Source organism: Bradyrhizobium sp. SRL28 (assembly GCF_018596315.1).
In the GTDB taxonomy this organism is placed as follows: domain Bacteria; phylum Pseudomonadota; class Alphaproteobacteria; order Rhizobiales; family Xanthobacteraceae; genus Bradyrhizobium.
This window is the reverse complement of the sequence record NZ_JAHEAG010000002.1, coordinates 93,166-112,967: the sequence shown is the minus strand read 5'-3', so window position 1 is coordinate 112,967 and position 19,802 is coordinate 93,166. Positions and strand designations below refer to the sequence as shown.

The 19,802-nt window shown below is 60.2% G+C and carries 16 protein-coding genes and 3 pseudogenes; 9 read left to right on the top strand and 10 right to left on the bottom strand.

What is annotated here, in order from left to right; genetic code table 11:
* The first annotated feature begins 166 nt into the window (after window positions 1-166).
* Complete coding sequence (locus KIP88_RS04890; protein WP_214486736.1) at window positions 167-580, top strand: hypothetical protein; 414 nt, start codon at window positions 167-169, stop codon at window positions 578-580.
* Window positions 581-650: 70 nt separating this feature from the next.
* On the opposite strand, the gene KIP88_RS04885 is transcribed toward KIP88_RS04890, so the two are convergent.
* A complete protein-coding gene (locus KIP88_RS04885; RefSeq protein WP_214486735.1) occupies window positions 651-785 on the bottom strand; it encodes a LuxR C-terminal-related transcriptional regulator in 135 nt (44 codons plus the stop codon).
* Window positions 786-859: 74 nt separating this feature from the next.
* Window positions 860-1,078, bottom strand: coding sequence for a hypothetical protein (locus KIP88_RS04880; RefSeq protein WP_214486734.1), 219 nt, complete (start codon window positions 1,076-1,078; stop codon window positions 860-862).
* Window positions 1,079-1,287: 209 nt separating this feature from the next.
* On the opposite strand from KIP88_RS04880, the gene KIP88_RS04875 reads away from it, so the two are divergent.
* Window positions 1,288-2,319 carry an N-acetylmuramoyl-L-alanine amidase gene (locus KIP88_RS04875; RefSeq protein ID WP_308163232.1) on the top strand — a complete coding sequence of 344 codons (1,032 nt, stop codon included), beginning with the start codon at window positions 1,288-1,290 and terminating at the stop codon, window positions 2,317-2,319.
* A 47-nt stretch (window positions 2,320-2,366) separates the two neighbouring features.
* Here KIP88_RS04875 and KIP88_RS04870 read toward each other — a convergent pair whose 3' ends face one another.
* The 4 genes from KIP88_RS04870 to KIP88_RS04855 form a co-directional block, all read right to left on the bottom strand.
* Entirely contained in the window at window positions 2,367-3,479 is a 1,113-nt protein-coding gene (locus KIP88_RS04870; protein WP_214486733.1) for a hypothetical protein, read from the bottom strand.
* A 35-nt stretch (window positions 3,480-3,514) separates the two neighbouring features.
* Window positions 3,515-4,576, bottom strand: a complete 1,062-nt coding sequence (locus KIP88_RS04865; RefSeq protein ID WP_214486732.1) for a ketopantoate reductase family protein — start codon at window positions 4,574-4,576, stop codon at window positions 3,515-3,517.
* 177 nt (window positions 4,577-4,753) lie between these two features.
* On the bottom strand, window positions 4,754-5,521 hold the full coding sequence (locus KIP88_RS04860) for an NYN domain-containing protein (RefSeq protein ID WP_214486731.1): 768 nt from the start codon (window positions 5,519-5,521) through the stop codon (window positions 4,754-4,756).
* A gap of 196 nt (window positions 5,522-5,717) precedes the next feature.
* Complete coding sequence (locus tag KIP88_RS04855; RefSeq protein ID WP_214486730.1) at window positions 5,718-7,910, bottom strand: ATP-binding protein; 2,193 nt, start codon at window positions 7,908-7,910, stop codon at window positions 5,718-5,720.
* A 232-nt stretch (window positions 7,911-8,142) separates the two neighbouring features.
* On the opposite strand from KIP88_RS04855, the gene KIP88_RS04850 reads away from it, so the two are divergent.
* The 3 genes from KIP88_RS04850 (at window position 8,143) to tenA (ending at window position 12,018) form a co-directional block, all read left to right on the top strand.
* On the top strand, window positions 8,143-9,531 hold the full coding sequence (locus KIP88_RS04850; RefSeq protein ID WP_214486729.1) for an ABC transporter substrate-binding protein: 1,389 nt from the start codon (window positions 8,143-8,145) through the stop codon (window positions 9,529-9,531).
* Between the two features lie 278 nt (window positions 9,532-9,809).
* Window positions 9,810-11,243 (top strand): APC family permease, encoded by a 1,434-nt coding sequence (locus KIP88_RS04845; protein ID WP_214486728.1) that lies wholly within the window; start codon window positions 9,810-9,812, stop codon window positions 11,241-11,243.
* A gap of 106 nt (window positions 11,244-11,349) precedes the next feature.
* Window positions 11,350-12,018 (top strand): thiaminase II, encoded by a 669-nt coding sequence (gene tenA / locus KIP88_RS04840; protein ID WP_214486727.1) that lies wholly within the window; start codon window positions 11,350-11,352, stop codon window positions 12,016-12,018.
* A 130-nt stretch (window positions 12,019-12,148) separates the two neighbouring features.
* Here the strand turns inward: tenA and KIP88_RS04835 are convergent, their stop codons facing one another.
* From KIP88_RS04835 to KIP88_RS04825, 3 genes are read right to left on the bottom strand one after another with little or no spacing between them, the layout of a single operon-like run.
* Window positions 12,149-13,171: a HupE/UreJ family protein gene (locus KIP88_RS04835; RefSeq protein ID WP_214486726.1), complete on the bottom strand. Its 1,023-nt coding sequence runs from the start codon at window positions 13,169-13,171 to the stop codon at window positions 12,149-12,151.
* Window positions 13,168-14,034: a peptidyl-prolyl cis-trans isomerase gene (locus KIP88_RS04830; RefSeq protein WP_249790533.1), complete on the bottom strand. Its 867-nt coding sequence runs from the start codon at window positions 14,032-14,034 to the stop codon at window positions 13,168-13,170. The genes KIP88_RS04835 and KIP88_RS04830 overlap by 4 nt, the downstream gene beginning before the upstream one ends.
* Entirely contained in the window at window positions 14,031-15,980 is a 1,950-nt protein-coding gene (locus KIP88_RS04825; RefSeq protein WP_214486725.1) for a DUF3604 domain-containing protein, read from the bottom strand. The genes KIP88_RS04830 and KIP88_RS04825 overlap by 4 nt, the downstream gene beginning before the upstream one ends.
* Before the next feature lie 359 nt (window positions 15,981-16,339).
* On the opposite strand from KIP88_RS04825, the gene KIP88_RS46320 reads away from it, so the two are divergent.
* Window positions 16,340-16,597: a hypothetical protein gene (locus KIP88_RS46320; protein ID WP_249790532.1), complete on the top strand. Its 258-nt coding sequence runs from the start codon at window positions 16,340-16,342 to the stop codon at window positions 16,595-16,597.
* A gap of 45 nt (window positions 16,598-16,642) precedes the next feature.
* Here the strand turns inward: KIP88_RS46320 and KIP88_RS46315 are convergent.
* Window positions 16,643-16,783 (bottom strand): annotated as a pseudogene (locus tag KIP88_RS46315) (IclR family transcriptional regulator); the annotation flags it as partial.
* A 436-nt stretch (window positions 16,784-17,219) separates the two neighbouring features.
* Here KIP88_RS46315 and KIP88_RS04820 point away from each other — a divergent pair.
* The 3 genes and pseudogenes from KIP88_RS04820 to KIP88_RS48450 form a co-directional block, all read left to right on the top strand.
* Window positions 17,220-18,314 carry a helix-turn-helix transcriptional regulator gene (locus KIP88_RS04820; RefSeq protein ID WP_214486724.1) on the top strand — a complete coding sequence of 365 codons (1,095 nt, stop codon included), beginning with the start codon at window positions 17,220-17,222 and terminating at the stop codon, window positions 18,312-18,314.
* A gap of 612 nt (window positions 18,315-18,926) precedes the next feature.
* Window positions 18,927-19,037: pseudogene (locus KIP88_RS48455) on the top strand (PEPxxWA-CTERM sorting domain-containing protein); the annotation flags it as partial.
* A gap of 522 nt (window positions 19,038-19,559) precedes the next feature.
* Window positions 19,560-19,670: pseudogene (locus KIP88_RS48450) on the top strand (PEPxxWA-CTERM sorting domain-containing protein); the annotation flags it as partial.
* Window positions 19,671-19,802 lie beyond the last annotated feature (132 nt).

The following is a 19,802-nucleotide window of genomic DNA, read 5'->3' as shown; positions in this document are numbered from 1 at the left end:
TCGTGGGGATCGAGACCGGGCCTCCGAGGGGCGGTGCGCGGGGGCGAGGTGACGCGCCGCGATTTCAGTTGGTGTCCAGACTGCCGCGAGTAACGTTGATCTACGTCAACGTTGCCTGCCTGGGAGGCAGCACTCTCGCTCGCTCACGAACCCCGGGAGAGGTATGATGCTCAAATACATTCTCGCTGGTCTATCAGCATTTGTTCTGCTCACTGCAACTCTCATCCCCGATGATGCGTATGCGCGCCGTGGCGGAGGTGGCGGCTTCCGTGGCGGTGGAGGTGGCTTTCACGGCGGTGGCATGCGTGCCGGTGGCTTCCACGGCGGTGGGATGTACGCCGGACGCATTGCGCGGCCCTCACATCCGATAGCAGGTCGCCCCATAGCCGGGCGTCCGGGCCGTCCGATAGCGGGTCGCCCCGGTTATGGTGGCGGCTATTATCGACCGGGTTGGGGCTATGGTGCTGCCGCAGTGGGCGCTGCCGCTGCGTATGGGGCCTATGGCTACTACGGCAACAACTATAACTGCTATTACGACAGCTACGGCCAGTATATCTGTCCGCAGCAGTACCAGTATTGATGCGGCCGAGGATCAGGGCGGCGGTTTGTGGCCGCCGTCCTCCCTATGCTTCGGCCAAGGAGCGAACTCGTCAGCGGCCTTCGCCAATTTCAGTGCCGCCGATTTCCCGCCCGATTTTGTTGTCCGATTTACCCTGAGCGAACCGACGCAGCAGTTGCTTTTCGCGGGGGCTGAGCCAGAACGCTTGTGTGGCTACGCTCTTCATTCCTGATACCGTGCCAACGACAGCCCGCCCTTGGGCCGGCTCCGAGAGTGGTTTCGGGCTGCCATGAGGCTGCCTTATCGTAGGCCAATTCGGGCCACGGCCATCTTCGCGATTTCTCGCGGCTCGCTAATGCCTGTCGCGCCGACCTCGATAACCTTGCGAGCGACCATATCGCAAAACGGGTCGTTACGATCAACCACCCCAAGCAAGCTTAGAGCGTGGTTGAAAGCGTTGTTCAAAAGTTCGATTTCTTCCGGCGTGCGCTTGTCTTTCAATAACCGATTGATTGGCATTGTCCCGCCCTCAGCCGACGCAAACAAAACCAGACCCTTCTTATAGCATTGGACCTCTGTTCACGGTCGGAGAACTACGGAAGGAAACCTGACCTTTCGCGGCCTCCTGTCGCAGCCAGCACCTTGACCGTGCGTCATGGCCCTTGCGCCGCCCCCTTCCGGTATCGCGGTCTGAGCTGCTACAATGGGCCTTCGGGAGGGGGGCGAGCATGAAGCGCCGCGGGTTCATTTGTGTTCTCGGTCGTGTCGCTTCGGGATTTTGGCCCCGCCGCCGCACCATCGTCGTCGCGATGGCTGCAATAGTGCTTCTGCCGGTCGAGGCCAGCGATGCCGGCTGGCTGTCCGATGTCTTCAAAAGCTCTTCAAAGCAAGCCAAATCGCCAAAACAAGCCAAAAAACACGGCAAGCCATCAAAGCACGTCGCTTCGCCCAAGCCGGCCACTTTGGCGAAGCGTGCCGCCTCGCCAAAGCGGCACACCGTAAAGCTTGCCGCCCTGGGGCCGGTCGACTTGAGCCCTGCCGCTTTGAAACCGGTCGCGCCCCGTTGCAATCCCGCGAAGTTCCGGATCGTTCTGGACGTGGGACATACCGCCGTATCGGAAGGCGCGATCAGCGCCCGCAAAGTCTCCGAGTTCGTCTTCAATCTGCGCCTTGCGAAGCGGATCGAAGAGAAGTTGAAGGCCGAAGGCTTTGCTGAGACCAAATTGCTCCTGACCGAGGGCAAGGCCAGGCGCAGCCTCTTCAAACGCGTCGCTGCCGCCAACAATCTGCCCGCGGATCTCCTCCTGTCGATCCACCATGACTCCGTGCCCAACAAATTCCTCGAGGACTGGGAATTCGAGGGAAAGAAAAGCCATTTCAGCGACCGCTTCAGCGGATATTCCGTCTTCGTCTCCCGCAGCAATCCGGACTTCAGGACGAGCCTTTCATTCGCCGAATTGATCGCCAAGGAAATGAAGGCCCAGGGCCTCGATTATGCCAGGCAATATTCGCAAGCAATCATGGGCCGGCACCAGCGTCCGCTGCTGAACAAGGAGACCGGCGTCTATCGCTACGATGAGCTCATCGTGCTGAGAAAGACGCAGATGGCTGCCGTCCTGCTAGAGGCGGGCTCGATCATCAACCGCGACGAAGAACTCAAGATGAGTTCGCCTGAGCACCGGGACATCATCAGCAGCGGCGTCACGGCGGCGGTGAAGGAATTCTGTGAGCCTCGATGGGGCATCCTCGGTCCGCTCTGATAGCGGAATGGCCGCCCCACCCCGTATCCGCTTCCGGCCTGCCGGCTTCAGCCCTTTGACTGCTTCTTGATCTCGTCGAACTTGGAAAGCGCTCGTTCAAACTTGTCGTTGAAGAGCCACATCGCATCGAGAATTTCGCGGAAGGTTGCAGATGTTTTGGCCCGGTCGGCTTGTCCGAAGGTGAAAACGCTGTTGTTTCGCAGGTATCCCATGATCGTCGGGTCGGAAATTCTGTAGTTGAGCAGGTTGCTTGACTTGAGTGCAGACTTCGTCGGACTCGGAATAATCTGGATCAGTTCAAACAGCTTCATCTGATCGATCGGATCTGGCAGCGTTTTCACGATCGACGGTACTTGCGGGAAAATGTCCGCATGTGCGTTCATCAGACCATCCCGCACGGCGGTCCAGTGGTTGTACCGGTGATCCAGATTGCCGGCCCGCGCCTCTTCCTTGTCGTCGCGAATGTTCAGTGCAGGATCAAAGGCTGCTATCGACTTTTTTATCGCTGCCCATTTCCTTCGTCCATTTTGATCTTCGGGGACGCCCGTTTGCAAACTGCCCTTATACTTGTTCGAGCGCGCATTCCCGATGTTTTGATTGCCATTCGTCTCCGCAAAGAACAGCCCCAGGCTGATGCGGCCTGCTGCTTCGGCATTGGTCGCATCAAGGCCCCTGGCTCGCGCAATGGCAGTACCCAGATCGACAACGTCCTTGAATGGCGCATCTGATTTTTGCGCGTTGGCGGGCGGCGCTTGCATCAGGTCGAAAAGTCTCCTGTACTCATCGAGCAGCGGCTCATTGCGCGCCTCAAAATACGCCGGAGGGATCCCGTATTTGTTGGGCCCGCCTATTCTGGACGGAAGCGCGTCTGTCAGATCCTTGTAGGCGCTCATCATGTTGTTGCGTGCAAGGTAGAGTGCCTGCCCCGGCAGGTTCGGTAGCGGTTGGTTCGAATTGATCTGCGCGCGCCGCTGGCTCAGGATCGACTCAAAATTTCCTCGCGAATTATTGTATGTATTGAGCGCATCCGATTGTTTTTTCGTGAGTCCCGCCGGCTCGCCCATTGCAGGCGACATGAAGCTGAGACTGCCGATGACGGCAGCGACGAGTCCAAGAGCAAGCGCTGCCTTGGGCGCACCAGTATAGTTTCTTATCCCCATGGCGATTTCCTATGCCCGCATGGACGCGAAGCCGCTCAGTTCAGCCGCAGTTCCGTAATGTGCCGCGGATCCGGACTCAGCTCGCCGCGCTCCACGCGCTTGACGATATCCGTCAGCGCGGCATTTGCGGCGCAGGGAATGCCGAGCTTCTCGCCCTCGCGCACCACAAAGCCGTTGAGGAATTCGATCTCCGTGCGCCGGCCCTTCTGCATGTCCTGCCCCATCGAGGGGCGCTGCTGCGAGGAGGTACGCTTGCCGTCCTTGAAACGCTGCTCGTCGCAGACCCGCATCGCCACCTCGTCGCCTTCGCCAGCGCGCGCGATCGTGTCAGGCGGCAGATGCAGGATCTCTTCCAGTTGATAGCCCTGCGCCTGCCCGACGCGGATCGCCTCGCTGCCGAGCCTTGTGGAGAAACGGCGAAGCGGCTCGCTTTGCAGGATTTCCGCGCCCGGCAGACCGGTGCAGGCGGAGAGCCCGTTGCCCATGACGTTGGCGACCAGTTTCGACCAGCGCTCGCCCCAGAGATTGTCCGTCACCTTGGCGCTGTCGGAGTAGCCGACCAGGCGACAAACCTCTTCCGCCCGCGGCGTGATGCGGCCGTGCACTTCGCCGGCGCGAAATACCGTGTGCGCCGCCCCGCCCTTGCCGGCGCCGCGGTGGATGTGGCCGGGCTCCGGCAGATTCACCGTGATGCTGCTGGCAATGCAGCCCAGCGTCTTGCCCCAGCCGACAATGCCGGCAATCGTCTCCTCGTTCATGCAGTTCTGCAGTGACACGACATAGCCGTCCGCCGCCAGATATTGCTGGATCAGCATGGTGGCCCACGCCGTATCGTAGGATTTCATGCAGACGAAGGCGATTTCGACCGGCTTCTCCTTGGCGAGCCGCTGCGCATCCGTGACGTGGAGCGCCCGCACGGGAACCGAGAATTCTGCGACGTCCATGGCGTGGGTGACGCGCAGCCCGTGCTTGCGCATATGCTCGACATGCTCGGGCCAGGGATCGATGAAGGTGACATCCTCGCCCGCCTGCACCATGTGGGCGCCGGCGTACCCGCCGACGGCGCCCGCTCCGACGATCGCGATCTTCCGGCCCATGCTTCCCCCTACATTTTCTCGCGGTGGAGACACAACTGCGTCCGCTCATCCGTTGGCAATCACTCTAGCGGATCGGGGCTTCCCGCCAACCGGTCGCTTTGTACCAAAAGCGGGCCTGTGCCATGCCGTTAATCATGGGCTGCTCGTGTTTGCGCCCTTCTCGCAGCCTTCGGTCACTCACACCGCGGGTTTTCGAGCGGTTCGCGCCTTCGGAGGCGATCCGGCAGCGGACTTCAACCGAATTCGCATGGACCCGCCCTTGGGCTGATCGATCTCGAAAGCGTTTGTCTTTCGTACGAGGTCGCTCAGCTTGCGGGAGCCGAAGGTCCTCGAATCGAAATCGGGGGCGAGGTTCGTAAGCCCTTTTCCAACTTCCCCAAGAGCTACCCAGCCGTCTTCGCTTTCCATCTGGGCGATGACCTTCTTGATGATGGGCGTGGCTGCATCAAGCGGCTGGAGCGGCTGTGACCTCGAGGCGGCATCCTGAACGTTCGCCGTGCCGCCAAGCAGGTTCTCGGTATAGACGAATCTTCGGCAGGCCTGCCGGAAGCTTTCCGGCGTCTTCTGTTCGCCGAATCCGAACACATCAACGCCGTGCTCCCGGATGCGGGCGGCAAGACGCGTAAAATCGCTGTCTGACGACACCAGGCAGAATCCGTCGAAACGGCCGCTGTGAAGCAGATCCATTGCGTCGATGACCAGGGTGATGTCGGACGCATTCTTTCCAGTCGTATAGGCGAACTGCTGCTGGGGTATGATGGCGTGTTTCGACAGAATATCGGCCCAGCCCCTGGACCGGGCATTGGAGAAGTCGCCGTAGATGCGGCGAACGCTCGCCTCACCGATCTTGGCAATCTCCTCGAACAGGCCATCCGCAATCTTTGCGGACGCATTGTCAGCATCAATCAAAACAGCGAGACGGGGCGAGCGGGTTTCAGACGGCATGACTTTTCCCAAACAGTAAACGATCCCGGAAGACAGCGATGGCCCCCGGGCGGTTCTCAAGTAGACTTATATTCATTCAGAGGGCAACGACCGAGCGCAAACCCGGTTCAGCCCGGCTTCACCCCGCCGAGCGCGGCCGTCAGCTCCGCCGCTACTTCCCGCACGGTCTGACCAGGCACAGGCAGGCGTTCATCCGTCATGCGGCTGGATTGGGCTGCTGCCGGGCCGGCATGCTCTCGTCTCGTTCCAGCGGCAGGGTAAACTGAAAGACGGCGCCCCCAGATTCATTCGCGCTCGCCCACATCCGTCCCCCGTGAGCCTCGACCATCGACCGGCAGATCGCGAGGCCCATGCCCATGCCCTTGGGCTTGGTCGTGTAGAAGGCCGTGAAAACGCGCTCCACATCTGCCGGCTCCAGGCCCGGGCCGGAATCGCGAACCGTGACAAGCACGCTGCCGGCGGCCTCCGTCTCGGTGCTGATCCGTAGCTCGCGCGTCCCCTCGTCGAGGTCGCCCATGGCTTCGATGGCATTGAGGACCAGGTTCAGGATTACCTGCTGGAGTTGGGTGCGATCGCCATCCACCCCAGGCAATCCGGGCGCGAGCTCGGTCCGCAGCAGGATGCCATGCTTGAACACTTCGCTTCGGGTCAGTGCGATCATTTCGAGGATGGCTTCGTTGAGGTCAAACCGATCCTTCCGCGGCGGCACCTTGTTGATGAGCGCGCGGATGCCGCTAATGACGTTGCCGGCCCGCTTGCCGTCCTCGACGATACGGCTGAGGGAGGCGCGAACCTCGTCGAGATCGGGCGGTTCGGCGCGCAACCAGCGCAGGGCGGCCTGCGCGTTGGTAACCGTCGCGGCAATCGGCTGGTTGACCTCATGGGCGATCGAGGCCGACAGCTCCCCCATCGTGGTGACGCGATTGGCGTGCGCAAGTTCCGCCTGCATAGCGCGCAAGGCTTCCTCGGCCCGCCTGCGTTCGGTGATGTGCCGCCCGACGCCGCGGTAGCCGACGAAGCGCCCCGTCTCGTCAAACACCGGTAGCCCGGAGACGGACACGTAACGCTTGCTACCGTCGGGGGCAGTCCGTGCGAGTTCAAAATCACGGAACGGCAGGTGGGCATCGAGCATCTCGCGGTGCTTGCGCCAGGCCTCTGCGTCGGGCTCCAGGTAAGGCACTTCCCAGCGCGTCTTCCCAAGCTCGGAGCCCGGCTCCGGCGCGTCGGTAAGGCTCTCCGCGAACTCCTGGTGAATAAAGCGATGCTGCGCGTCGGTCTCCCAGTACACGTCGAAAGAGAAGTGCACGAGGGTGCGAAAGCGCTCCTCGCTCTGCCGCAGCGCCTCCACCGCCCGCTTGCGCTCGGTCAAATCGAGGACAAAGCCAACACCTTGACTTGTACCTTCCTCGAACATCGCCCCGCCGATCAGCACCGGCACGCGGCTTCCGTCTTTGCGCAAGTACTCCTTCTCGAACGGCTGGGCGGTCCCGATCCGCTTGAGGTCTGCCACTGTACGCGCGTCGCGGTCGCGCCATTCCGGCGGCGTCAGCGTTGTCCGGTGCAGACGACCCGCGGTGAGATCGTCCCGGTCGTATCCCACCATGCGGAGAAACTCGTCATTGGCCTCAAGAATGCGCCCCTCGACTTCCCAGATGATGATGCCGACGATGTTGGCGTCGACCAGGCGCCGGATCTTCTTGTCGCGCGCCAGGAGATCGCCGTGGAGCGCGACGTTCTCCGCGATCGCCTTACGCCGCCGGATCGCTTCGCGCCGTGCGAGTGCCAACGCCACCACTGCCAGGACTGCGACAATGACGACTGCCGTCGCGATCAGCCACGCCTTGCGATGTTCGAGTGCCGCGGCGCGCCTCTCCTGATCCACCAGCAGGAAGCGCTCGTGGTCCACCATCTGGTCGATCTGCGATCTTATCTCGTCCAGGCTGCGGATCAGCGCCAGCGCTGCCGGCCCGGAGCTGGTTTGGGCAGTTTTGACGATGTCATCGATCTCGCGCAGCTTTGCTGCGACGGTCAGCGCCAGATGTCCCGCACGATGGTTCTGCAATGGATCGCTCGCTACCAGCGCCTGGAGCGCCTGCGCGTCCCGCCGCACGCTTTCGTCGGAGACGCCGTAGGCCTTGAGATATGAGGGGTCGAGAGTCAGCAGATAGCCGCGCCTTTGGGCCTCCACGTCGGCGATGATCGTTTTCAGCCGATCCAGCGTCTCGAGCACCTGGCGGCTGCGCTCGTGCGCAAGATTTTCCGCTTGCCGCTCCTGCCAATATCGGAAGCCGAGAAACCCGGTCGCGACAACCACAGTTAGAAGCATTGCGACCACCAGCGCCAGCGGACGCACAAACCACCGAGAGGACTGGCTCAAAGTGACTGACATGGGCCCAAGTCTTGTCTTCCCAGGTCTTCGATGCTCGCGTGAGCGATTGTTTTCTGATGCCGACGCAGAGCATTGCTAGTATAATGAAAATATGGCCACGGTCTCGCGTGGGTGAGACGGGAACCGGCACGCTCTACCGCGCAGATTACACGCAAGGGGCAAGAACGTCACGGGTAAGGCCCCGCCCGCGCGTTGTGAAGGCCAAGGCCGGTCCGCCGGCAGGAGCAACCACATGGCTCCAGATCAAAAGTTGCAGAATGAAAATTCGCCGAGCAGTCCAGGGTCGGCCGACCGGCGCAGCTTCGTCAAGGGATTGGGCGCGGCGGGGGTGGCCTTGCCGGCCCTTGCCATGCTGCCGCGGTGGGGTTTCGCAGAGGATGTCGCCGCTTATGCCAAGGCTGCGATAGACTGGAAACAATTTGCGGGGCAGACGATCACGCTCGCGGGCGCGATCCATCCCTGGTCGAACGCGATCACTCCGCTTTTGTGGGATTTCACCAAGCTCACGGGCATCAGCGTCGTTACCGACTTCCGATTGGAGACCACCTTCCTGGGCGCGCTGCCGATCCAGCTCAACCGTGGCGGCGGTACACCCGACGTCTTCATGTACACGACCTATGGCCAAGGCATCTCGAACGGATGGCTCGAGCCGCTGAACGCCCATTATTCCGACAAGTCACTGACCGATCTCGGCTGGTATGACGAGGGCGACCTGCTCAGGACTGCCCGAGCCTTCCCGGTGTGGCAGGGCGGCGAACGCTACGCCATGCCGATCACTTCCGAGGCGGTGACCTTGTTCATCAACGGCGATGCGCTAGCAGCCAAGAATCTGCCCGTTCCCCAGACTTTCGACGAGTTGCTTGTTACCGCAAACGCGGTCAAGACCAATGAGATGTCCGGTATCGCCATGCGGGCTCAGGCCGGCGGCAATTCGTCCGTGCCGGCCATGAGCTTCCTGTTCTCCTATGGCGGGGACATGGTCAAGGACAACAAGGCCGCTTTCGCGAGCCCGGAGGCCATCGCGGCCATCGAGATGTTCGGTCGACTGCTCAGCCAAGCCGGATCTCGCGGTGTGAGCGGCTACGAATGGTACCATGTGCTGGACGACTTCCTTCAGCGCAAGACGGCGATGGCGATCGACAGCAGCAATTTCGCTACCGACATCTCCAATCCGGCAAAAAGCCACGTTGCCGGGCAGTCCGTGTTTGCCGCCTTTCCACATGTCCCCGGTCGCACGTCCGTGCCCTTCATGTCGCACTGGCAGGCGTGCATCAATTCCAGGTCGCGACACAAGCGGGCGGCTTTCCTGTTTCTGCTGTGGGCAACGAGCAAGCCGACCTCGATGCGGACCGCCGCGGCGGGGCTGGCGACGACACGCGTGTCGGCCTGGGAGAGCGAGGGCTTCAAGAAGGCGTTCGGCGCCCAAGCCGCTGAGGCGGCGCTGACCAACCTGCAGAATGCCGACGTCGACCGCGCCAAGGCGATCCTTTTCCATCCGCTCTCGAGACCCATCCTGGACGCCTTCATGATCGGCGTGAATGAAGTCGTCTCCGGAGCGAATCCCGCGAAGATTGCGATGACCAACGCCGCCGCGAAGGCCAATGCGGCGATCCGCGGATAGCGAGCGTTGCTGCAGCGCAGTGCGGCGCGACGTTTGGCTGCATGATCGAACTTGAACGTTGTCGAAGTCCGAACGGGCTTCCCGGCTCCACTCAGGAAGATTTCCCGCAGACATCACGTCGCCCGGCGCGGCCGTCAGTTCGGCCGCCACATCGCGCACGGTATGGCCCGGTGCGGGCAAGCGACCGACGGTGAGGCAGCTGGTATGGATGGCTATTGCAGCAAACCTGTGATTGCCGATACACTGCACGCGTTACCGAGAGCGAATAAGGACGTGCAATGACCGATGTCCCTGTCAACGCCGGTACTCAAGCAAGCGGTGCTCAAGCAAGCGGCGCCGAACCAAGTCTTCACAGGGTCATGGGCCCGTGGTTGCTCCTGCTGTTCATCGTCGGCGACATTCTCGGCACCGGGATCTATGCGCTCACTGGCCAGGTTGCGAAGCAGGTGGGAGGCGTCGTATGGCTGCCGTTCGTGGTCGCTTTTGTGGTCGCACTTGTGACCGCGTTCAGCTATCTCGAGCTGGTCACGAAATATCCGAAAGCTGCGGGCGCTGCCCTTTATACGCATAAAGCTTTCGGCATCCATTTCATCACGTTCATCGTTGCGTTTGCAGTGATGTGCTCAGGCATTACCTCGGCATCGACGGCTTCCCGGGCATTCGCTGCCAACATGTCGAATGCGATGGGGCTCAACCTATCGGGCTTTGCAATCACCGTTACCGGTCTCGCTTTCATGGCAATCGTTGCTGCGGTCAATTTCCGCGGCGTCGGCGAAAGCGTGAAGGCCAACGTCGTCCTCACCTGCGTCGAACTGACAGGACTGCTGATTATTATCGTGATCGGCCTCTGGGCGATCGGGTTGGGCCAGGGCGATGTCTCGCGAGTCATTCAGTTTCGTACCAGCCCGGACGGCGGCATGTTCTGGCCGGTGATTGCCGCAACCACGCTCGCGTTCTTTGCCATGGTAGGCTTCGAGGATTCGGTCAACATGGCCGAGGAATGCAAGGATCCAACCCGTCACTTTCCAAAGGTGTTGCTTACCGGCCTTGTGATTACCGGTCTCATCTATGTTCTTGTCTCGATTTCGGCGATCACGCTGGTGGCGCCGGAGCAACTGGGCGAAGGCGAGACACCCCTTCTGAAAGTGGTCCAGCAAGGCGCGCCCAATTTTCCACTTTGGATCTTCGGCTTCATCACCATGTTTGCCGTGGCCAACAGCGCCCTCATCAATATGCTCATGGCCAGCCGCCTTGTGTACGGCATGAGCCGCGAGCACGTGCTTCCGCCGGCCCTCGGCAAAGTACACCAGACGCGGCGGACGCCTTATGTCGCCATCGGCTTCACGACCTTGCTGGCGTTTGCCCTGATCACGTTTGTTGGCGAGGTGCCGGCGCTCGGAGGCACCACCGCGCTTCTTTTGCTATGCGTTTTCACGGTGGTGAATATTGCGGTCCTGGTGCTTCGGCGCGATCCTGTGGATCACCAGCACTTCCGCACGCCGACTATTCTGCCGATCCTGGGCGCCGTGTTCTGTGCCTTCCTCACGGGTCCCTGGACCGGCCGAGCCGTTGTTCAGTATCACGTCGCCGGTGTCCTGCTCGGGATTGGCATCGTTCTTTGGCTCGTGACGATCATGGTCAACCGGCGGACCGGGGTGAAGCGAGCCGAGCCAGACATTGAACATTTAGGTCGTGGCGGACCCGTCAACTAGGCGACGCAAGAGGCCCATTCGCGGGAGTTCGGCAGAAAGCGCTTCAACCTGACTGGGTGGCGTGCCAAAGATGCTCCCTGAGAAAGCCACCCTTGCGAAAGAGTTCATGAATTTCTTCGAGCGACTGAAGACAGCGGCATCCGCCGAATGGCGCCTCTACACCGAGCACCCCTTCACGGAAGGGTTAGCAGACGGTTCGCTCGCAGAAGCAGCGTTTCGTCACTACCTCGTTCAGGACTACCTGTTCCTCATCGAGTTTGCCCGCGCCTACGCCCTCTCCGTCTACAAGTCGCCCACGCTCGCCGACATGCGCGAGGCGGCTGGCGGCCTCTCGGCCATTCTCGACGTCGAGATGAACCTGCATGTCAAGCTCTGCGCCGGCTGGGGCCTGTCGGCCTCCGATCTTGAACAAGCCGCCCCGGCGGTCGAGATGCTGGCCTATACGCGCTACGTGCTCGACGCCGGCATGCGCGGTGATCTCCTGGCGCTCAAGGTGGCGCTCGCGCCTTGCGTGATCGGCTACGCGGAGATCGCGACGCGGCTCGCCGCGCGGCCCGATGCGCTCGCCGCAACCAACCCGTATCGCGTCTGGATCGCCGAGTATTCCGGAGGCCCTTATCAGGAGGTCGCGGCGAAAGCGCGGGAGCACCTGGAAGCCCTTGCCGATCGCTACGCCACGCCAGCGCGCGAGGCAGAGCTGGTCGCGATCTTCAAGGAAGCCACCCGGCTCGAAGCCGACTTCTGGGAAATGGGCTGGCGCGCGGGCAAGCGTTGAACGGTCACTGGCCGCGTACCGGGTCGGAAAGCTCGCCGTCGCCAGCATCGCCCGATGAAATAACCGTTTCGCTCCCGAGCCGCATGGAGAAGCCAGGACGGCAAGCAGGCGGTCCCCGCAGCGCGATTTGTTATACGAAAAAGGCGGTCGTTCGCTCAACCAGCCAGTAAGCCGCCACGATGCCTATGGCGTAGCCCACCGTCACATCGAGCCGGTCAAGTGCTCGCTGTAAGGGCGCAGGCTCCAACAGTCGGGACCCGGCGTAGCGAAGTAACGATATCGCCGACAACACTGCGGCGACAAAGACGAGCTGCCCGACCTCCACCCCAATATTGAAAAACAGCAGCGCAACGGGGATCGCATGTTGAGGTAATCCCACCTCCGTCAGCGCTCCGGCGAAGCCGAAACCGTGTAAGAGCCCAAAGCTGAAGGCGACCAGCCATGGCATACGCGCCGTCAGGCTTGGCTTTCCGCGCCGTGCGTTCAAAATCTCGACCGAAACAAGCACAATGCTAAGCGCGATGGTTGCTTCAAGAGGCGGACCCGGCACGTTCACGAAACCGAGCGTCGCCGCGGCAAGGGTAATGCTGTGCGCGATAGTAAATGCCGTCACAGTAAGGGCGACGCGGGCCCAGCCTCGAACGAGGATCACCAGCGCCAGCACAAAGAGCAGGTGATCGAAGCCGAAAAGGATGTGTTCGACGCCAAGGCGTAGATAAGTTGCAGCGACCTCGCCCGCGCCCGGCGTGGCCTGAACAATGAACGTCGTCTTCGTCGGAGACAGCCGCTCGGTCTGTACTGCCCCGGCAAGGCTTTCGATCCGAACCAGTACATCAGTCAATGTGGCCGACAGGCCCTCAATCGATACCGCCTGCCCGGCGAGCCCTCCATCCCGCCGAATGCTGCGGCGTTCGACATAGGCACCCTCGCCAAATGACGCCCACGGCGGCGTCACATCCTGGGCGCCTTCGGGCAGTTTGACGTAGATCGCGAGCCGCAAGTCCTCCCCACGCGCGGGAATCTTGAAAAGCAGATTATAGGCGTCGGGGCTGGTCTGGCGTATTTCAAGATAGCCCGGCCGAAGTTCATCCGAGAACGCGGGTTGCGCCAGCAGCAGTGCGACAACAGCAAAGAATGAGCGGAAACGATTCATCGGCTGCTTTCGGCCGACGCCGCCTTGGCCGCAGGCGCCTCCACAACGATTTCGTAGCGCTCCCGCAGCGACGCATAAAGCTTCTGTTCCGCCTCAAGGCGCCGCGCGTTCGCCCACTCCCGGCGGACGGCTGGCCTGATATCATCAAGCGGCGGCAGGCCGCCCGGCACCCGTTCGCTGATAAAAACGAAATGCTGCCCAAAGCCCGAAGCAACCGGTCCCTGCCAGCGGCCCTCCTCCATCGCGAGTATCCGTTTGGCGAACCTTTCACCAAACTGGTTCATTACCTTTGTGGCCGAGACGCCACGAAACTCCTCGCCAAGCAGGAAGGGATCGCCGAGTGCCGTCGCATCCACAGTCACGTCGGCGCGAGCCAGGATACTCGCAACCTGTTTGCTATCGCTGTCGATGGTATTTTGGCGCCGCGTCGCACTCAGGAAGACGTGACGGAATGTGAGTTGGTCCTCGGCCCTGAAGCGCTCGGGATTGGCTGCGAGATAGGCCGCAAGCTGCTCATCATTCGGCTCCGGTGCGGACATGTCCTCGGCGAGAAATTCCATCTTCTGCCGGACGCGGCGTCGAATGACGGCGTCGTCGCGGTCCAGTCCGGCCGCCCTGCCCTCGCGGTAGAAGACCTCGTCGCGGATGTAATCCTCAATCAGGTCCCGCAGTTCCTGCTCGCTCGGCGGCCGTCGCCACGTCCGCACAAATCCGTCGCCGAGGTTGGCGATCCGCGAGGCGGAAACAACGATCTTCTCGGGCGCCTCCGCGCTTTGCTTGCCGACCAAGCCGTAAAGCCCGAACAGCATGGCGCCTAGGGCGAGAAACTGAAGTAATGGCTCTCTCAGCAGCCGAGAAATCAAGGCGTGTACCATATCGGCGAGGTGTAAGCGCGTTCGGTGGTCGTCATCATAACTTCAGCCGGCATCTTGATGCCAAAGTATTTTGCGTCATAGGCCGTCCAGCGCGGCGTCGGAATTTCGATCACGCGCACATAGTAGAAGGCGCGCAACGCCGGATCGAAGTCGGGATCTTTCCACACCGTGATCATCTCACCCGCGCCGATCGTGTTGGTCCATGTCGCGTTGGCGACATCGACCGTGCTCCCGACCGCCGCTCTACTGCGGCCGTCGGCATCGATCTTGCGGCCTCCGGATACCGCGACGTCATAAATTCGCTCCTGCATCTGGCCATCTTTGCCGACCCAGCCCTTGATGACCTGGATGCGGTCCAGATTTGCGCCAATCGGATCCTTCAAGGCGGCGACAAGGAATGAAGGCGACTTTCCGGTTGGCGCGCTGTTCAAGTCTCCGCCCATCGGCACGCCCTTGGTGTAGCCAACTCGCGCCGGCATGCGGCTGTTGGCGTCGGCCGCCTCGAAATCCCAGCCGCCGAAGAAGCGAACCGCCATGCGCGGTCCGGTAGTGGCGTAGGTCTCGCGCCGCTTCATGGCGTCGAAGATCGCTTCGCGGGTATTTTCCGTGGCCCATACCGCAGCATAGCCGGACGCCGTCGTCTCCCAGCCCATGATGACGGCCTTGTCGGTCTTGACGAAGGGATGCATCGCGCGATCGGCGCTTGGTTCGGACGAAGATGTCTTGCCGAAGAAATTGTCCTCCTCGACCGCCGCCAGCCCGGTATGCGCATCGGTGCTACCGACCAGGCCGAACTTGTAGGGATTTACGCCGAGTTCGGCTTCCATCTTGAGACCGTTCTTGAATGCCGAACGGACGTACTCGAATTCAAGCATCTCAGGTTTCTTCACCTCTGTCAGATCGAGGTTGCCCTTGTCCCAGCGTTCGAAATTGGCGAACTCGTCATTGGGCGAAAGAAATGGATGGGTCTCGCCATCGCCTTTGATTTGTGTGGCTTCATAGAGCGGCTCCCAACGCGTGCGGTTCTCTGCGTATTCGCGGTCGATCCGCTTGCCATTGAACGACTCGATGATGGGAAACATCCGGCCGTTGCTCAGATTGCCATTGTGTGCCAGCGCAAGAATCTCCGCGCCGGTTTTTTCCTCAACTATCGCCATCCATTTCCACAGATCTCGGGGATTTGGGCTGCCCAACGGCGGCAGCGTGGTGAAAGGTTCGACGAGACCAGCCTTGGCTCCGTTGTCGCGCCAAATGACATTGCGATGAAGGTTGTTGCCGCCGGCATTCGAGGTCCACTCATAGCCGATGAAGGCAGTGAAGCGGCCAGGTTCATTGGCTTCTTCGGCGGCCTTGATCGTTTCGCGCCAGGCGCTGCGATAGGCCGGCGTCCCCGGCGTCGGGAAGCCCTTGGGCATTTGCCCCTTGCCGAAGCTGGTAATGATATCGATAGCTGCCTCTGCACCCTTGCCGGAATTGATCTCGTCGTACCATTTCCGGCCCTGCGGCGTCGCAAGCAAGCCAGCATCGCCCCCGATCAGTTGCGGGAAAAAGCCCATGCCGTCCGAATGATCCGTTACCACCATGAAATCGAGCGGTCGCGACAATTTCGCGCGCTGTCCGCTGGACGCGATCACCTCCTCGCCCTTGGCAAAGCGATAAGCGTCCTTTGGGCCGAGCCGAGCGCCGAACGCGCCGGCGTCCATCGAGTAAGAGGTGTGCGTGTGCGTGTCGCCGAAGTACGGCCGTGTCGGAAAGTTGCGCCCCGCATATGGCGAGTAAGGCGGCTTGGTGGGGAACGCCTTGTCGGCCGTCTCCTTATCGAGCGTGCCTATGTCCGTGGTTAAATCTTCCGCGGCGACACTCGTGGCAAACAAGGCCGCGGCGCAAACGCCAGCCAGCGCGGTCCCTGAGATGGCGGACAAACGCAACATCATCAGCGCCCCCACGATCTCGATGAATTATCTCGTCAGGGACATCCGATCGGCGCATCATCTGGTCAAAGCTGTCGGAGTCAGTGATGTCCTCAACAATTTTCACCTAACGCGATGGTAGGCTTTCTCCAAACCGCTTGGAAGCCCGCGATGCCAAATCAGATAGGGCAGCCACGCTGCCGCTTATTCGCTGCGGCGATTCCTCCAGGTTAGTTTCTCATAACCCTTCGCGCGTATAGCGCGTATAGACTGTAGTTTCGGCGAAGGTGCGAAGTTGCGCCCTGTCGGGATTTGCGGATGCAGGCCGCAAAAAATGGAGGCCATCCATGAAACGGACGACGAGATATCTCGGAGGACGCCAAATGAAGCTTTCGATCACGTTGTCGGCGCTGCTGACAGCTGGGTTCGTGGCCGCAAGCACTGAACAGGCCAGTGCCGTCGTTTACTGCCAATACGTTTCGTATCCTGCCGGGTGCGTCGTAAGGCCCGGCGTGGTGCTGCGGCCGCGGCCCGTCGCGCGAGCCGTGGTAACCCCCGGCGTCGGCGCCGTAGGTGTTGGAGTGCGGCGTGGAGTACCGATGAATCGTGGCGGTCCCGTCAATCGAGTCGGCAGGCGCTGACAGCGCTCACCATTCGAGTACAGCGAAGATCTGAGCCGACGCTCTTCATGTGAGCGGTTTCGCCTCGGGCATCACGCCACCGAGCGCGACCGTCAGCTCGGCCGCGACGTCGCGCACGGTCTGGCCGAGCACGGCCAGCCGCTCGTCGGTCAGGCCGCTGGTCAGGCCGGAAGCGGAGATTTCAGCAGCCGACCTTGACCGTGCGGCAGCCGGAATGGCGGATTACGACTTCGGCTTCAATCCGCCCACGGTCCTGCTAAGAATTCAACGCGGGCCACCAATATGATGATTTTATAGGCGCAAAGCATTGATTTGTACTGATCCAGGCATTGCCTCGTCAGGCGACTGCGTCGAAGATGCGTACAATATCGACCTCAACTCCGGAACGCGCATCGTCACAGGACAAATCACAACCGATGGTCACGGCGGCATTTTGGGAAGCTGCAATTTTTTGGTGACCGACGGCGGCGACTTTCAGACATTTATTTAAGGGAGCACCCGGTGGCTCCAACTCAAATTTCGAGTCAACGGCAGCGACCTCACTCCTATTTCAACGGCTTCACCCGATCCAAGCGAAGAGTTTCACATCACCATTTCGGCGAGCGAACTTCCATGAGGGACAATGGCAGACGACCACGAGCTAATAGACCTGATCTACGAAGCTGCCATCATTCCCGAAAACTGGCCAAGCATTCTCGAGAGAATATCGGCAATAGCGGGGTGCTATGGCGGCACCCTGTTTTCGATGGATGCGCAGCAAGAAGTCAGACACATCGTGACCGAACAATACAGAGATGTGATGCACATCTTCGTAAGGGACGGTTGGACCAAGCAAAACATCCGGGCGGAACGGCTCGCAAAAATCAAGTATCCGGGCTTTGTCACGGATTGCGACGTGATCTCCGTCGAAGAAATGGACGCCCACCCTTTCTATACAGAGCTTCTGCGACCAAATGGCGGAGGCTGGGCGATCGGCACCATCATTCCGGTGCCTAGCGGTGACCTCCTGGTGTTCAATCTGGAACGTCGCTACGCGAAAGGACCGATAGAGAAAGAACTCTGCGGCCGGCTCGATCCTCTTCGCCCCCATCTAGCTCGCGCCGGCCTGATGTCCTCTCGATTGCGCATGGAGCGCGCCCGCTCAATGGTCGAGACGCTCAAACAGATCGGCCTGCCCGCAGCCGCGCTTCGGAAAAATGGCCAAGTGCTCGCAATGAACGATTTGCTCCAATTGCTCGGAGAGCAAATCACGACCGGAGCATTCGACGAAATATCCATCAAGAATTCCGCTTCCGACGTTTTGATGAAACAGTCACTCGTCCGGCTTGCAGAGACGCGAGACAATTCCGAAGTAAAATCTATCCCCATTCCGGCAATACTTGATCAACCGGCGCTGATTGCACATTTGATCCCCATCAAAGGTGCCGCCCATGACATCTTTTCACGAGCATTCACGATCCTCGTTATTACCCCGTTGCATGCGCCGACGGCGCCAACCGAGGACGTCTTGAATGGGCTATTCGACCTCAGTCCGGCCGAAGTGAAAGTGGCTCAGGGAATTATATCGGGAAAGACCATCGATGATGTGGCTGCTGAACTGAAGCTCTCGCGGGAGACGATACGCAATCAACTCAAGTCCGTTTTTGCCAAGACAGGCACTGGCCGCCAGGCTCAATTGGTGGGGCTTCTGGCGGCTACAAGATTTCCGGGAAAATAGCCGTCGCCGACTGACTAAATCGAGGCCGATAGCCCGTTTGGGTCAAGACCTGTCGCCTGGCCTGCGGCATCATCGTCAAACGGTTCAGTGTTTAATTGCAACTGTTTGGGGTACGAAATGAATTTCAAATCTGTTGGATTTCTTGCGTTGGCGTTGGTTTCATTTGCCGCCTGTAGCGATGACGCCTCGGCTAACATCACTTACGATCTTAGCCTTGGTCCCACGGCTGTCGGCACAATAACCACCGACGGGCAAATTGGCGTTCTACAAACCAGCAACATCATCGACTTCAACATCACGGTTACTAGCCCCACCTCTGTATCAGATACCATTCTGGGTCCCCTGAGCGGGGCCAATTACGTTCAATTCGGAACGGATGGGGCGGCGCTTTCAACAGCTTTCACCGCGACTTTGACGAGCCTGTTCTTTGACTTCAGTGCGACCACCAACACTCCCTACCTCATATTTCAGGGCAACAGCTTTCTGTGCTTTAACGGCGCGCCAGGTAATTGCTCCGGGAACCCATCGGCTCTTACGATCTCGGTGCTCGGAGGTGGCGGTTCGACCTCACTGATAATGAACGGAAACGTTGAGATAGCGACTGTAGCCGTGGCGGGCGCAGTCCCCGAGCCGTCCACCTGGGCCATGATGATCCTCGGCTTTGCTGGCGTTGGTTTCATGGCCTATCGCCGGAAGTCGAAGCCCGCGTTGATGGCCGCCTGATTTACCTTGATCGGGTTTGGATTGAGAAGCCGCGTTCAAATCATTGATAATAGCGTTTTCGTCGAGTCGGCCAAATTGGGTGGGGATCATATGAAGCACAAATCGGTTGCTGCGATACTTACTTTGGCACTTTCATTTATTTTATCTAACTTCACCACGGCGAGAGCGTCGAATTTGGACGTCAGCTACACTATCTCCGGTTCGTCTGGTAATTGGGTTTATGATTTTACAGTCACAAACAACATTCCCAATACGAACCCAGGATATGATTTTGTATATTATTTTGGCGTTGGAGTGTCGCCCAGTGGCTTTTTTGATTCAGCTCCAGTGGGCTGGTCTCCATGTTGTTTTATCGGAAACAACGCGGTCCTTAGTAACTTGTCTACTCCAACCAACCTCGCGCCGGGACAGACCCTAAGTGGTTTCGATTTCCTTGATACATCCGTGACAGCACAAACTAGCTTGGGTTGGGTTGCCGGTGTGGGTACGTCGGCGTTCTCTAGTTATCAACTCAGCGGGATCGCTTCGGCCGTTCCCGAACCCGCCACATGGGCCATGATGATCCTCGGCTTTGCTGGTGTTGGGTTCATGGCCTATCGCCGGAAGTCGAAGCCAGCCTTGATGGCCGCCTGAGCCAAGCGTGCCGAATTAGAGAGCCGCCTTTGGGCGGCTTTCTTTGCAGTTGGCGCCCACCATAGCTGGCCCAGCTAAACGCGAAGCATGAGTCCGCGCCCTCGGCCAGCATGCGGCCCGCAATGACAACCG

Excerpts from the sequence above, each read along its gene's own strand:
- KIP88_RS04890 (WP_214486736.1), top strand. The coding sequence starts at position 167 with ATGCTCAAATACATTCTCGCTGGTCTATCAGCATTTGTTCTGCTCACT.
- KIP88_RS04885 (WP_214486735.1), bottom strand. The coding sequence starts at position 785 with ATGAAGAGCGTAGCCACACAAGCGTTCTGGCTCAGCCCCCGCGAAAAG.
- KIP88_RS04880 (WP_214486734.1), bottom strand. The coding sequence starts at position 1,078 with ATGCCAATCAATCGGTTATTGAAAGACAAGCGCACGCCGGAAGAAATC.
- KIP88_RS04875 (WP_308163232.1), top strand. The coding sequence starts at position 1,288 with ATGAAGCGCCGCGGGTTCATTTGTGTTCTCGGTCGTGTCGCTTCGGGA.
- KIP88_RS04870 (WP_214486733.1), bottom strand. The coding sequence starts at position 3,479 with ATGGGGATAAGAAACTATACTGGTGCGCCCAAGGCAGCGCTTGCTCTT.
- KIP88_RS04865 (WP_214486732.1), bottom strand. The coding sequence starts at position 4,576 with ATGGGCCGGAAGATCGCGATCGTCGGAGCGGGCGCCGTCGGCGGGTAC.
- KIP88_RS04860 (WP_214486731.1), bottom strand. The coding sequence starts at position 5,521 with ATGCCGTCTGAAACCCGCTCGCCCCGTCTCGCTGTTTTGATTGATGCT.
- KIP88_RS04855 (WP_214486730.1), bottom strand. The coding sequence starts at position 7,910 with ATGTCAGTCACTTTGAGCCAGTCCTCTCGGTGGTTTGTGCGTCCGCTG.
- KIP88_RS04850 (WP_214486729.1), top strand. The coding sequence starts at position 8,143 with ATGGCTCCAGATCAAAAGTTGCAGAATGAAAATTCGCCGAGCAGTCCA.
- KIP88_RS04845 (WP_214486728.1), top strand. The coding sequence starts at position 9,810 with ATGACCGATGTCCCTGTCAACGCCGGTACTCAAGCAAGCGGTGCTCAA.
- tenA (WP_214486727.1), top strand. The coding sequence starts at position 11,350 with ATGAATTTCTTCGAGCGACTGAAGACAGCGGCATCCGCCGAATGGCGC.
- KIP88_RS04835 (WP_214486726.1), bottom strand. The coding sequence starts at position 13,171 with ATGAATCGTTTCCGCTCATTCTTTGCTGTTGTCGCACTGCTGCTGGCG.
- KIP88_RS04825 (WP_214486725.1), bottom strand. The coding sequence starts at position 15,980 with ATGATGTTGCGTTTGTCCGCCATCTCAGGGACCGCGCTGGCTGGCGTT.
- KIP88_RS46320 (WP_249790532.1), top strand. The coding sequence starts at position 16,340 with ATGAAGCTTTCGATCACGTTGTCGGCGCTGCTGACAGCTGGGTTCGTG.
- KIP88_RS04820 (WP_214486724.1), top strand. The coding sequence starts at position 17,220 with ATGGCAGACGACCACGAGCTAATAGACCTGATCTACGAAGCTGCCATC.